Consider the following 13396-nt stretch of genomic DNA (forward strand, 5'->3'; position numbering starts at 1 on the left):
GGGTTTGGAAGCGGTGATGGACCGATTGCTCGCAGGCCCGCTCACGACGGAGGAACTTGAACGCACTATCCGAACTGCTAGTCGACGGGAGAGGCACAGAGCCGCTTTGCGGCGCGTCGTTTTTGACCCTGCCGTCGGTTCTCAGGCTCCGAGTTTGGAGGATACCGTTGAGGCTCGGGAGTTGCTGGAGTGGCTGAACGCGCGGGTCCGTGCTGCAGACTGGCTTCTGCTCCTCTTGGTCGCCGAAGGATATGGGTACAACGACATAGCAGAACGGCAGTCGGTGTCAGCTGGTGCAGTACGTGCTCGGGTCTGTCGACTGCGGCACACCTTCAGGCCGATGCTGGTAAGGGTTTTGGGCTGGGGCGAACGTTGTAAGGGCGCTAGAGGTAGGATGACCGTGCGGCAGTAGCTGTTTCTGATACCGAGCCAGGGCGCCATCTCGTATCGACGGGACGGCGCCCTTTCGTTTGCCTCGGACTGCTCACCGGGCCACGACAGGCGGGGATGGGGGCAGCGCGCCAGCGCCAGGAAGCGCGACCGTAGGCCGTGGTTGCCTACTTCCCGCGGCTTGTGTGAGCCACATGACGCCATACCCGCCGCCGGCTCGGGCCTGCCGGGTCGGCTCTCTCTGCGCTGCTCCAAGGACTCCCCTCGGCGGAACGTTCACGGGCAGAAACGAGCCAGGGGGCACGAAGCCCGAGTACAGCAACCGGGCGTCGAAAAGGATCGAGCGCGCCGCCGGCAGCCGCCATGGAGATCCGTCCACAGCGGTGCCATACCCGTTGCCGGACCACGCACACGCACCCGCTGTGAAGTTGCCCACCTCGGTCTGCTCCACGGCGCCCACCACTCGCACTTCCGCACCGCTCCAGTCGCCCAGCACCGCCGGAGCCTGATCGACCACTCCCCCCTGGTACACCCCGCCCGGCCGCCCACAGACGTCCGTGCGGAGCACCGCGTACAGGGTGGTGTTCGTGCTCGCCACCAGCGGGACCGCACTGGCCGTCGTCTCGCCCTGCGCCGGAACAAGATCCCACACCGATGCCCACCCGGCCGTTGAGGGCGCGAGCCCAAGCTGGACGTCGGCTTCCCCCGGGAGCAGGGTGACTCGGGGCGCGTCGACCATCAGCGGCGGCGGGCCGCGCCACGCCGCGGCGGGCACGGTGTTGAGGCTGCCGACCACGAACACGGGCACGTCCGATACAATGGTGAGCGGCGCCGCGACGTGCGCGGCGTTCCGGATCACCAGCGCCTCCTGTGCGCCGGCCGCGAACCGGCCGACCGGATCAGCCGAAGCCGCACGGACGTACAGCATGCCTCCGCTGACCGCCGGTAGAGCCCCCAGGTCGAGCACCCACCCGTAGACGTTGGACGGGCAGCGGTGGGTCTCGTACACGTGCCCCGCCACCGTTGCCGTGCAGCGAGCCTCACGCCTCGGATCGAAGAGCAGGCCCTTCCAGAGGCGGCTCGGATCCGCCGGGTCCGGCAGCGCGATGCCGGCGGGAACTGCACCCGCCCACGGCCACGGGTGGTAGCGCATCGCACCCGAGACCACCGGAATGCAGCCCGTCCCGAAGCCGTACGCCTGGCCGCACGTCACCGCCCAGCCGGGTCCGGCACCCACGCTTGTCCGCTGGACGGAGATGCCCGGCGCGAAGTAGCCGTTTCCGCCGCAGGCCGCCGCTCGGTCGGCGCACTCACCCGTCCCGGCGACCGACGCATCCTGCCGGCGGGATGCCTCGAACGTTCCGCCTGCGGCCGGCACCACGCGTACGTGCCCGAGCGAAGCGCCGAGCAGTGCCGATCCGCCGGTCTCGGCCGCCGCGCGAGACCACGTGTCCAGCGGGAGGACGCCGTCCTCCGAGAGGATGTGGCTCTGCGGGTTGTCGTTCTGGACGCCGTCGCGCGCTTCCAGGGTGCCGAGGAGCGTGACCGCGGCGGGGCACCCCGCGAAGAAGGCGAGCCCGTCGATGCGCACCGGCCCCACGACCGTCGCCGGGCCACCCACGGCGCAAAGCTCCGCGGGCGTGCCGCCGCTCCGGTACAGGGCGTACTGGTAGGGAGCGACGCGGGCGATGGCCGCGGTCTGGGTGAGCGTGCGCTGCCCGCCGGAAGCGCCGACCACGTGGACCCGCATCTCGATCTCGATCGTCCGCGAGGCGGTCTGGCCCTGCGGCCGCGGGATCGCGGAGTACCGTAGCCGGGGCTGGTCCGTCCAGATGTCGAGCGGCTGCGCATCGTCCGGTACGGGGTCCAGCTCGCGGACCGCGACGACGCGGAAGCCCGTCCCGTCCGGGTCCACCGTGGCGCCGTCGACTGTCGGGAGCGTGGCCACGCCGGCGTTCAGCTCCGCGACGTCGGCCGCGTCCAGCGCGCCCAGGCGCAGCGCGGCCCGGCTCCGCAGGCGCTCCGTCATCGTTTCGATCACGCTGCTTCCGGCCGCGTCCAGCACGCTGCTCTCAGCATGGGCGCCGCGGGTGCGCTCCGCCGCCTCCAGGTTCAGCATCGCCCCGCCGATCAGCATCGCTAGCAGGAGCATGACGAGGAGCGCGCCGATCAGCGCGCTGCCTCGCTCGTCCGTCAGGGACCCGCCCCCGCCCTCGCTTTCCCCGTACAGCGAACAGACCGCGCAGAGCTGGGCGTCCCCGAACAGGCGCGTCCCGTAGCGTGGGCTGGCTCCGCAGCGGGCACACCGTTCCGCCGTCGCCCGGCTGCTCCGCGGACGGAGGCCGAGCACGAGCGTGCGAGCCCGCGGATCGAAGACGAGCGGACCCACCTCCAGGGACTTCGGCAGCGCGGCGGCGATGCGCTCCAGGTCGTCCGCGACGGGGGCGACGTACCGCCGGGTGACGCGGAGGGCTTCGGGAGCGCCGAGCCCCCCGGGCGCCGCGTTCCATTCGAGCGTCAGCGCCGCCCCTTCGCCCTCGGCGCCGCGCCAGCTCCCCGGCGCCCGCGCGGCCCGGTCGCGCAGGGCGGCAAGAGCCTCTTGGAGGGTCAGCTTCGCCTGGTCGGTACGTGTCTCGTCGGTCATTGCGCTTCGCGGGCGCCGCCTCGGGCTACTGGGGCGAGCGATTGGACGATTCTCACCACCTGGGTGGTGCGGGCTCCCTGCGTACTCGTTCCAACGACGGCCACGGTGACGCGGACGGCCACCAGGGTGTGGTACCCGCGCGCGTACGTGTAGCCGACTGCGCCTGCCTCCGGGCTGCTGGCGGCCGAGCGGTTGGGGCTGCTCGCCAGCCCGGCGGCATCGACCCCGTCGCCGCGGCTCCATCCGGCGCCGCCCTCGTGGGCCGCTTCGACCTGCAGGGATGCGATCGGACCGGCGACGCGGCGGGCCGGGTTCCAGTCCCCGCCGGCGGTGAGCCCGCGCTGCAGGAGGAGTGCCCGTTCCGCCCCCTCCGCCGCGGTCCAGAACCGCGCCGGCTCGACGGGGAGCGCCGCTACCGCGGGAGATCCGCCGCCGCTGACGCCGGACCACTCGCGCGGGGCGGGGAAGCCCAGGGCGGCCGTGAGGTCGGTAGTGGCGACGTCCGTGTAGAGGGCCGACGTGCCGGCAGGTGCGCAGGCGGAGCGGGCGCGCGGAGCGGCTGCCCGCACCGCCCGGGTCTCCACGCATCGGGAGCCGTCCGGATAGTACGACTCCGCGCAGGACGGAGCGGTGGTGCCGCCCGGCGCGAGCGTGCCGGCGATCACCTCGGTCACGGCCACGCCCGGCACCAGGGTCACGGGGCAGAAAGCTGCGGGGACGCAGTCGGCCCCGCAAGGTGCCGCATAGGCAGGCTGGACGGCACCCGCGAGTAGCAGTCGGTACCCGATGCGGGCCGAGCCGACCGCGAGGAGCGTCCCCGGCCGGAGCGCTCCCGCCCGGTCCCCGCGAAGCGCGATGCAGCTCCCGGGAGCGCCGGTGCGGCAGGGCCGGCTGGCGACGGGGAGCGCCGCCCCGGTGGTGCGCAGCAGGAGCAGGGTGTCCGCCGGGGAGCCGTCCGGGGACGTGGCGGCCGACGCTCGGAGCATCCCCAGGTTGGGGGCGGAGATGCCATCTCGGGCGGCCTGTTCCAGCGCGCGTCCGACCGCCGACTCGATGTTGCGCCGGGTCCGCTCGGCGTCCGCGCGGCGGAGCTCGCTCCGATGCAGCGACGTGCCGACCTGCGCGAGGCTCCACGCCATGCCCGCGAGCGCCGCGGCGACCACCAGCACGACCAGCAGCTCGATCATCGTGAACCCCGCGCGGCCGGCAGCCAGCCGGGCATCGGTGGGCCGCGTCACGGCGTCCCCGCCGGGCTCCAGCGCCCCGTGGCGGGCCGGGCGCCGGCGTCCACGATCACGCGGCGGGCGCGCGTCGTCCACGTACCCGCGTCCAGGTGCTCGACCGTCACCGCGACCTGGGCGAGCGCGCCCGCGCACCCCGAAGCTGCTACGCCGTCGTCGGCGGGCCGGGCGGACGCGGGGTCGCAGAGCACCTGCCGCTCCACGAATACGCGATAGGGTCCGGCCGGGTCGGGCGTGCCGTCGTCCGCGAGGCGGGTGGCGGTCCCGGGCGAGGGGACGTTCCAGACACCGCCGGCGCGGGCGGCTTCGACCTCCGCGTCCGCGATCCGCCGGGACATCTCCGAAGCCCGGCGGCGGGCGTTCTGCTGCTGCGACTGCCCCAGGAGCTGGATGATCCCCGCGGCGCCGATCGCGAGCACGACGAGGGCGACCATCACCTCCACGAGCGTGAAGCCCGACGGACGGGCACAACGGTTCGGAGTCATCGTGCCAGCGGCTTCCAGGTGGAGGTTCCCATCTCCCAGCACCACGCCTGCACGGCTCCGGTCGCGTCCAGCGTGACGGCGGCCACGCGCTGCGCCTCCCGTCCGGAGCGCAGGAGGTAGACGGCGGCCGGAGCCGGCGGGGAGCACGCGCCGTCGGCCCCGCAGAACACCTGCGCCGGCAGCGCGCCGACGGGCTGCCCGAGCGGGTCCCGCGCCGCCGTCCCTCCTCCCCACACGAGCCCGTCCGGCAGCTCCTGCCACTCGTCCGCGGGCGTCGCCCCCAGCGACAGCGCCCCCGGCGCGCCCACGCGTGCGGCGTAGTGCCCGTCCGGGCGCACCGCGATCAGCGCCTCTCCGTCCGTTGCGACCGCCTGCTCCCGGGCCCGCTCGATCTCCGCCGCGAGCCGCTGTGCCGCCAGCTCGACCGGGAGGACCTCGGATGGGCGCTGGAGGGCCATGTACGCCGTGGCCAGCACGGCCAGCGTCGCCAGGACCACCAGCAGCTCCACCGCGGAGAAGCCGCGAGCGTCCCCGCGCACCCGGCGCGGGGTACCACGAGCCGCTGTGCCTACCCTCCAACTCGTTCCCTCACCACCACATCTCCATCGCCTCATGATCAACCCGCTGAAGAGGTTCGTCCCGCGCGGCGACCCCGCATCCGCCCCGGTGGCGGTAGGCATCGACCTCGGTGTCCGCAGGATCAAGGTGGCCGTCGTCGGCGAGGGGGAGGGAAGGCCCGAGCTGGTCTGGACCCTGGACGTGCCGACCCCCGGCGGGATTCTCGGGGCGGATGGCAGCTTCGATTCGGTCGCTGCGGGCCGTGTGCTCGCGCAGCTGCTCGAGGGGGCGCCGGTCCCGGCGGGAGCCCGCGGAGCCGTGGTGCTTCCCTCCGCCGTGCTCCGCGTCCGCCGCCTGCAGGCGCCTTCGATGGATCCCGCCGCCCTCGGACGGCTGCTCGCGGACGACTCTGAGCTGCGGGTTCCGGGCGTCGCGCCGGAGGGGCTGCACCGCGCCTTCTCGCCCGTCGCTGATACCCCGGCGGCCGCGCCCGGGGACGGGTCGAGGACGCTCGTCGCCGCCGCCGCGCGGCGTGATGCGGTGCGTGCCTACGGCGCGGCCGCGGAGGCCGCGGGCGTGGCGCCGCGGCTCGCCGCACCCGCCGTCGCGCTCGCGAACCTCCACGCCCTGCTGCACCCGGAAGAGACCTCCCGGGCGGTGCTCCTCCTCCACGTCGGCTCCGCGCGGACGGAGCTGGTGGTGGTGCACGGAGGCGCACCGCTGCTGGTCCTGCCGGTCGTGCTGGGTACCGACCACCTGTACGAGCGCGTGCGCGCGGTCCTGCGCGGGGGCGTCGATCCCGAGAAGGCGCTGCGGGAGATGGACGCGGTGGACGGCGACCCCGCGGCGTGCGAGGCGGTGGACGAGTGGCTGGCGCGCATCCGCGGATCGCACCGCACGGCCCTGGGCGCGGCCGAGCAGCGCCTTCGCGGCCGGCTGGACGGGCTGCCGGTCCGGATCTCGGGCGGGGCGGCGGAGTTCGGCATCGTCGCGAGGCGCCTGGCCGCCTCGCTCGCCGACCCGGTGGGGGTCCTCGATCCCGCGCCCGGGTTTCCCGATCCCCCTCCGGGGCACGTGCCGACCCCGGCGCACGCACTCGCGCTCGGGGCGGCCCTGGAGGCCCGGGCTGCGGCAGCCGCGGACGCTGGGCCCGCCGGGCCTCGTGCCCTCCTGCTCGACCTGGCGCTCCCGGCCGAGGGCAGGACGCGGGGCGGGGCGAGAGAATCCGTGGCCGCGCTGGCGAGGGATCTCAGGGTGTGGGGGAGCGTGGCCGGCGCGCTGCTGATCGCGCTCGGCGTCCCCGCCGTGCTCCAGGCGCGTCTCGCGCGCGCGGAGAGGGAGCTGGGCTCCGCGCGGGAGGCCTACCGGAAAGAAGCGGCCGCGGTCTCGGCGGACAGCGCACGCGTCGCCGCGCTCCAGGCCGACAGCACCCGACTCGCCGGGACGCTGGGCACGCTCGCGCGGCTGGAGGGGCAGCGGTACGCGTGGCCGAGGCTGATGGACGCGGCTGCCGCGACGCTCCCGCGCTACGCGTGGATCACGGGGCTGGAGCTGGATCCCGCCGAGCACGAAGCCCCGGCAAGGTTCCGGGTGCGGGCCGTGGCGCCGGCACAGGACGACGTGAGCCGGTACGAGCGGGCGCTCGGCGGAAGCGCGGGTGCCTCGCGCGTGGCGCTGGAGGGGTCGGAGAGCCTGCAGTCCGGGCCCTTCGTGCTGGTCGGGTTCACGCTCGCGGGGGACTTCGGATTTGCCCCGCCCGGGGACCGTTCCCAGCCGGAAGCGGCGGGGTACCACCCCGGCGAAAGAATGCCTCCCGTACCCGCTTCCCGCCCGTGACTCCTCCGCCGAACACCGCCCTCCGCAACCGTGCCGCCGCCGTCGTGCTGATGCTGGGCGTTCTCGCCGCGGCCGGGCAGTGGACGGCTGCCATCCGGCCCCGGTCGGCCGCGCTGGAGGGCCGGCGCCGCGCGCTCGAAGCGGAGCGCACCCGGCTGGCCGGCACGCGGGCGGAGCTGCTGCGCCTCGGCTCGGAGGGGATCGCGTCCCGCAACCGGGTCCTGCGCGCGGAGGTGCTCCGCCGCGAGGCGCTGGCGCCCGCCGGGAACGCCGACGCGGTCGGCGTCCAGGTGCGCGAGCGCTTCGCCGCGCTGGCGGCCCGCTACGGGGTGCATGCGCCCAGCTTCGAGCCCGTGCCGGTGCGTGCCGAGGGTGACCTGCAGGTCGCGGGGCTGAAGATCCGGGCGGCGGGCGAGTACCACGCCATCGGTACCTGGCTGACCGAGGCGCTCGCCGACGACCGGCTGCTCGACGTGCAGCGCGCCCGCTTGGAAGCGGTGCCGGACTCCCTCACGGGGGCGCTGCGGGGCAGTCCGCCGCCACCGGCGGGCGGAGCTCCGGGGGCGGGACCCGCGCCCGCCGACCCCGCGCTGCAGCTCGCAGGCGCGGCGCCGCTCGACGCGGTGGTGGAGGTGGTGGTGCAGTGGTATGCGCTGCCGGGAAAGCCCGGCGCGCAGGCGGCGTCCCCCAGCGCGGAGGTACGGTGATGGCTCGGTGGAGGTGGTGGGCCGCGTGCGCGGCGGTGGCGCTCATGCCCGGTGCGGTCGCCGCCCAGGAGCGGTGGACGTACCCCCGCGGAGCGGGACGCGCGAATCCGCTCGCGCCCCCGGCGGAGCTGTACTCGGCGGAGGTCGCGCCGCCGCTGGTGGTCACGAGCGTGATGGGCGCGGCGGGAGGGCCGCTCCACGCGGTCGCCCGGTTCGGAGCGCCCCTGCGGGAGCGGCGCGTCGTGCGCGCCGGCGACCGGGTGGGGCCGTACCGCGTGGACCGCGTGCAGATGGATGGGCTCTGGGTTCGCCTCTACGTCCTCGGCACGCCCCGGCGCCTGTTCGTTCCCCGCGCCGGGATGCGGCGCACCGACGCCGTGATCGCGGAGGGAAGCCGGTAGATGCGCACCCATGGAGGTCTTCTCCTGATCGCCGTCGCGGTCGCCGCCTGCGCGACCGCCGCGCCGCGCGGTGAGCTCCTCACCGTCGGGGAGCTGCGCGCGCGGCAGGCGCACGGCGCCGCGTCCGACTCCCTCGCCGCCGCGCCGGCGCCGGAGCGCGCCACCGCGTCGCCCGCTCCCCGGCCCCGGCCGGCGGGATCCGCATCCGCTCCGGGTGGGCCTGCGAGCGCAGCGAAGGTGGACAGCTCCGCCTCCATCCCGCCGCGCAGCGGACCCGCCGCGCCGGCCGCCCGGAGCGCCGCTCCGCGCGTGGCCACCCGGCCCGCCGCGCACCGCTTCCCGGCGCCGCGATGGATCCACGTGGACGACCCCAATCCCCCGGTGATCCCGTTCCAGCTCTTCGAGGACCCCATCGCCGACGTGATGCGCAGCCTCTCCGAGGCCGTGGGCGTCAACATCGTGCTGGACCAGGACACCGTCGTGCGCGCCATGAAGCTCACCGCCGAGGTCCACGACCTCCCGTGGCCGCTCGGGCTGGAGGCCGTCCTGGAAGCGCACCGGCTGCGCCCCGTCCAGCTCGCGTCCGGCGTGATCAAGATCGTGAGCGAGAAGTCCGCGCGGGACGACCAGCAGGTGGAGGAGGTCTCGCTGCGCTTCCTCACCGCGCGCGACATCCAGAGCGCCCTCGACGGGATCCTCCGCTCGGGATCGGACAGCAGCAGCGCCCGCGTGGAGTACGTCGGCGCGCCGGAGACCACCCGCCGCCTGATCGTCTACGGCTCGCCGGAGAAGCTGTCGCAGGTGCGCAGCCTGGTGGGACGCCTCGATCGCCGGCCGCCGACCATCTCCGTCGAGACGCGCATCGTCAGCGTCGACCGGTCGCGGATGCGGCGCGTGGGGCTGACGTACGCCTTCGGCCGCCTGGCGACCGACTCGGCGGGGAACTCACAGCCCGTGATGGACGTCCGCTCGGCGGCCTCGGGCGGCGTGCAGAGCAGCTACGGTCCGGCCGCCCACCTGGTCTCCAACCTCGGGGGGCTCGGCAGGGTGGACCTCAACGTTTTCATCGACGCGGTGGTCGGCAGCGGCTTCGCGGAGACCCAGACCACTCCCAGCATCACGACCACCAGCGAGATGTCGGCGCAGGTGCGGATCGGCGACGCGATCGTGCTCCCGAACAACCAGCCCATCTTCGCGGGCGGAGGCTACGTCCTCCCCGGCGGTACCGGCCAGAGCCCCCAGGGCGGCGCGCAGCAGCAGGGCGGCGGGAGCCGCGGCCAGGCGCCCGCGGGCTACGGCGACCAGGGAGGCGGCCTGCAGCCCGGCGCGGTCGGAGCCCAGGGCGACTACGGCCAGCAGGTCGGCGGCTACACGCGCTTCCAGACCGGGACGGCGCTCAAGGTCACCCCCTACGCGCTCGGGGACGGGCTGATCCGGGTCCGGGTGGACCTGCAGCGCGACGGCGGGCAGCTCTCCACGGACGGGCGCTCCATCACCGGCGGCAACCAGACGGCCTACACCGACGTGATCGTCCGCGACGGCTCCCCGATCGTGATCGCCGGCCTGACCGTCCACGCGCGGAGCCGCGGCAGGAACGGCGTCCCGGTGCTTTCCGACCTGCCCCTGCTCGGCTCCCTCTTCCGGATGGACGAGAATGCCGAGCACTACCAGGACCTGATCATCGTCCTCACCCCCCGGATCGAGACCGATGAGCTGGCGAACTGATCGCGCCGCCGCGGCGGTGCTCCTCCTCATGGCCGGCGGATGCATGGACCAGGGCGACCTCTTCCGCCCGGTGCCGGAGCGGGTGGCGCACGCTCCCCGGCTTCGCCTGACGGCCGAGAGCTACGTCCTCTACGAGGGAGACCGCGTGCCGCTGCGGGTCGACAGCCTGGACGGGCGGCAGGGAAGCGTCGAGGTGCTGGTGCTGGACCGCGCCCGGGCGGTCGTCTGGAGGTCGGCGCCGGTGGCGCTGTCCGACTCCCTCGTCTCGGTGCCGGTCACGGGACTCCCGGCCACAGTGTACGGCGACACCACGCTCGCGCTGAGCGCGGACCTGGACGTGGACGGCCACCGGGTGTACGCGAGCGACGACACCGCCCCGGCGCTGTCGCGGGACAGCGCCGCCTCCCGCCCGGTGCGGTTCTATCCGGGAGCGGTGCTCGCGGTGGGCGTCGGGCAGCCGCAGGCGTTCGCGCTGGACGCGGCGACGGGGCGCCTCTTCTACTCGGTGCGCGAGCGCGCCCGGATCGGCGTCCTCGATCTCGCCCTCGGCCGGGAGACCGCCGGCGTGGAGGTGCCTACCGGCCCGGTCGCCCTGCGCTTCCGCGGCGGGCGGCTCGGCGCGCTGGTCGCCGACGGCACCGAGCTGATGGTCTTCGACGCCGTCGGCGTGCCCTCCCTCACCGGCCGGATGCTGCTCCCCACGCTCCGTCTCGACGTGCAGACCCTTCGCGCAGCCGGAGACAGCGCGACGCCCGCACAGGTCGACACCCTCGCGGCGGCCGTGCGCCCCTACGCGGCGGGGCTCGCCTGGGGCTGCGCCGATCCGGCCTGTGCGGGGCTGGTCGCCTTCACGTCGAGCCGGCTGGCCGGCGTGGACGCGACAGACGGCTCGGCGGTGATGCGCCGGCTCGCGCCGGGCGGGGGCGCCCCGGCGGCGCCGCTCGTGGTCCCCGCGTACTCGGCCGGGGTGCTCCCGAGCGACACCGTGCCGTCGCGGGTGCGGATCTTCGCGGGCGGCGCGGGCGGGGGAGACTCCCTCGTCTTCGACGGACAGGACCGCATGCGCTGTCCCACGGCGTCCCTGGGCGCAGGGCCGTTCGACGTGGCACCCGGGAGCGCCGCCGTCCTCTACGCCTCCGTCGTGGGCGACCTCGCGTGCGGGGACGGCACGAGGATCATGCGGATCGACCAGGCGGCGGCCGACGCGCCGCGCTTCGACGCCCTCGCACGCCGCAACGAGCTGGGCGAGGACCGCATCGGCGTGGTGAAGGAGATCCGGGTCTCGCCGGACGGGCAGTACGTGCTCGTCCGCGGCGCCGACCGCGTCCACCTCCTCGACGCGGCGCTGCGCCTGCGCGCCACCGTGGCGATCTCCGCTCCGAGCGCCATCGCGTGGGTGGAGGGCAGCGCGGCGGGCTCCGCGTACTTCGCCGTGGCCGGGGCAGACGGCGTGGACCTGTACGACACGGCGAGCCGGACGGTCGTCGCAAGGCTGCCGCTCGGACCCACGCGCGAAGACCTGCTGGCCGTCTGGCGCTACGGCGCCGAGCTCGTGGCGGCCGCCGCTCCGCTCAGCCGTGACGGGCTGGTGGTCGCGCGGATCCCCGTCCCCCTGAATTGAGCTGGAGGTGATGCGAGTGAGTGCGCTGATCGAGTACCGCCGCGCGCTGTCCGCGCTGCACGGTGAGCTGGACCTCCTGCTGGCACCGGCCGGCCTCCGGGTGGACGCGGTCCAGCCGGAGGGAGCCGGGTGGGTGCTGCGGGTGTCCGGGACGGAGACGGGAGCGGCAGTGAGCGGAGCAGGGGCGGGGAGCGCCACCCGCGTGAGCAGCGTGGCCGACGCGGCCAGCGGGATCGCCCGGGCGGCACGCGAGGCGGTGGCCCTGACGCGAGCCGGAAACGAGACGCTGATGGAGATGCTGGGGCGGGCCGGCGCCCACCTCGCCGTCGGGCGCCTCCGTGGAGAGGGAGGGCTGCGCGCAACGGCGCCGGAAGGCGACGAGCGCCTGGCGTGGCTTGCGGCGACGCTCGTGGGCGACACCGTCCTGGCGGTGCGGCACGTGGGCGGACCGGAGGACGGGGCGGAGGTGATGGAGGAGCTGCAGCGGCAGCTGGCCGTCTTCGGGCGCGAGAGCCGCCGGGTTTCCGGTGCCGAGGACCCCGCGCCGTTCCTGGCGGCCGTGGACTCCTGGATGCCGGCGGGGTTCCCGCGCGGAGCCGCCTTCCTCGCCCACGCGGGGGTGCGCGATGCCTAACCTCATCGCCAGCCGGAGGCAGATCTCGCTGCGCGTCGTGTACGCAGGTCCCGGCGTGGGAGGCAAGACGACCAACCTACGGCAGATCCAGGCCCAGTTCCCGGAGTTTCGGATGGCGGAGCTGGCGACGGCAGGGGAGCGCACCCTGGGCGGGGACTTCCTCCCGGTGGCGCTGGGTGCCGAGCGTGTGGACGGATGGGAGCTGAAGCTCAGCCTCTCCAGCGTCCCGGGGCAGATCCAGTATGCCGATTCGCGCGCGTCGGTTCTCAAGGCGGCGGACGTGATCGTCTTCGTGGCCGACAGCCACCCGCTGCGGCAACAGGCGAACCTCTACGCCCTGGACGACGTCCGCGCGCTGCTGGCCGCGGAAGGACGGGAGCCCGGCGGAGTGCCGCTGGTCTTCCAGTACAACAAGTGCGACCTCCCGGATGCCATTCCGCCGGAGGAGCTGGACGCACGCCTCAATCCCGCAGGTGCGCCCGCGGTCGCCGCGGTGGCGCTGGACGGGGTGGGCGTGTTCGAGACGCTGGCCGAAGCGCTGGATCTCGCGGTCGCGGAGGCGCGGCGTTACCTCGCGCGGGCCATGCCCCCGCGCGCTGCATCGGCATGACGGCGTGGGCCGTCTGCCGCTTCACCCCCTGATGGACGAGGTGCGTATGCGAAAGCTGTGGAGGAAGATGAGCAGCAAGGCGGGCGAGTCGGTCCTGCGCCCGCTGCGCTCGGAGCAGGGCTTCACGATGATCGAGCTGATGGTGGTGGTGGTGGTGATCGCGATCCTGGCGGCGGCGGTCGGGTTCACGTCCACGAAGCTGATCGGCAAGAGCGTGGACGACAACATGGCCAGCGACGCCAAGACGGTCCACACCGCGCTCACCGAGCACTTCGTGGACTGGAACCGGTTCCCCTCGACGATCGCGCCGACCACGGGCGGCACGGCGAGCGCGACGAACATGCTCTTCGACGCGAGCGACGGGAACGTGATCGCGGTGGGCACCGGGTCGACGTCCACGCAGATCACGATCAACGTGACGAACCCCAAGCACGCCGGGTACACCTGCAGCATCACGGTGCGGCCGAGTGGGACTGCCAAGCCCGTGTGTGCCTAACGTCTGCTCGGCGGTAAAACGGCGGGGTGCCCTCATGGGCACCCCGTT

The 13396-nt window shown here is 74.5% G+C and carries 12 protein-coding genes; 8 read left to right on the forward strand and 4 right to left on the reverse strand.

What is annotated here, in order from left to right; translation table 11 throughout:
- Positions 1-484 precede the first annotated feature (484 nt).
- Genes VFE05_10805 through VFE05_10820 form a run of 4 tightly spaced genes read right to left on the reverse strand, consistent with a single transcriptional unit; the run spans position 485 to position 5299 of the window.
- Positions 485-3034 (reverse strand): hypothetical protein, encoded by a 2550-nt coding sequence (locus VFE05_10805; protein ID HET6230547.1) that lies wholly within the window; start codon positions 3032-3034, stop codon positions 485-487.
- Positions 3031-4272 (reverse strand): prepilin-type N-terminal cleavage/methylation domain-containing protein, encoded by a 1242-nt coding sequence (locus VFE05_10810; GenBank protein HET6230548.1) that lies wholly within the window; start codon positions 4270-4272, stop codon positions 3031-3033. Before VFE05_10810 ends, VFE05_10805 begins: the two co-directional genes overlap by 4 nt.
- Positions 4269-4760, reverse strand: coding sequence for a type II secretion system protein (locus VFE05_10815; protein ID HET6230549.1), 492 nt, complete (start codon positions 4758-4760; stop codon positions 4269-4271). The genes VFE05_10810 and VFE05_10815 overlap by 4 nt, the downstream gene beginning before the upstream one ends.
- Positions 4757-5299 carry a prepilin-type N-terminal cleavage/methylation domain-containing protein gene (locus tag VFE05_10820; protein HET6230550.1) on the reverse strand — a complete coding sequence of 181 codons (543 nt, stop codon included), beginning with the start codon at positions 5297-5299 and terminating at the stop codon, positions 4757-4759. Before VFE05_10820 ends, VFE05_10815 begins: the two co-directional genes overlap by 4 nt.
- Before the next feature lie 73 nt (positions 5300-5372).
- Between VFE05_10820 and VFE05_10825 the strand changes: the two genes are divergently transcribed.
- The 8 genes from VFE05_10825 (at position 5373) to VFE05_10860 (ending at position 13348) form a co-directional block, all read left to right on the forward strand.
- Positions 5373-7154 carry a hypothetical protein gene (locus VFE05_10825; protein ID HET6230551.1) on the forward strand — a complete coding sequence of 594 codons (1782 nt, stop codon included), beginning with the start codon at positions 5373-5375 and terminating at the stop codon, positions 7152-7154.
- Complete coding sequence (locus VFE05_10830) at positions 7151-7861, forward strand: hypothetical protein (GenBank protein ID HET6230552.1); 711 nt, start codon at positions 7151-7153, stop codon at positions 7859-7861. Before VFE05_10825 ends, VFE05_10830 begins: the two co-directional genes overlap by 4 nt.
- Positions 7861-8262 (forward strand): hypothetical protein, encoded by a 402-nt coding sequence (locus VFE05_10835; protein ID HET6230553.1) that lies wholly within the window; start codon positions 7861-7863, stop codon positions 8260-8262. Before VFE05_10830 ends, VFE05_10835 begins: the two co-directional genes overlap by 1 nt.
- Positions 8263-9987, forward strand: a complete 1725-nt coding sequence (locus VFE05_10840) for a secretin N-terminal domain-containing protein (GenBank protein HET6230554.1) — start codon at positions 8263-8265, stop codon at positions 9985-9987.
- The gene (locus VFE05_10845) at positions 9971-11608 is read left to right on the forward strand and encodes a hypothetical protein (protein ID HET6230555.1); all 1638 of its coding nucleotides are present in this window, start codon (positions 9971-9973) and stop codon (positions 11606-11608) included. Before VFE05_10840 ends, VFE05_10845 begins: the two co-directional genes overlap by 17 nt.
- A 16-nt stretch (positions 11609-11624) precedes the next feature.
- On the forward strand, positions 11625-12242 hold the full coding sequence (locus VFE05_10850; protein HET6230556.1) for a hypothetical protein: 618 nt from the start codon (positions 11625-11627) through the stop codon (positions 12240-12242).
- A complete protein-coding gene (locus VFE05_10855) occupies positions 12235-12852 on the forward strand; it encodes a gliding-motility protein MglA (GenBank protein ID HET6230557.1) in 618 nt (205 codons plus the stop codon). The genes VFE05_10850 and VFE05_10855 overlap by 8 nt, the downstream gene beginning before the upstream one ends.
- 67 nt (positions 12853-12919) lie before the next feature.
- Complete coding sequence (locus VFE05_10860) at positions 12920-13348, forward strand: prepilin-type N-terminal cleavage/methylation domain-containing protein (GenBank protein ID HET6230558.1); 429 nt, start codon at positions 12920-12922, stop codon at positions 13346-13348.
- Positions 13349-13396 lie beyond the last annotated feature (48 nt).

Source organism: Longimicrobiaceae bacterium (genome assembly GCA_035696245.1).
In the GTDB taxonomy this organism is placed as follows: Bacteria; Gemmatimonadota; Gemmatimonadetes; order Longimicrobiales; family Longimicrobiaceae; genus DASRQW01.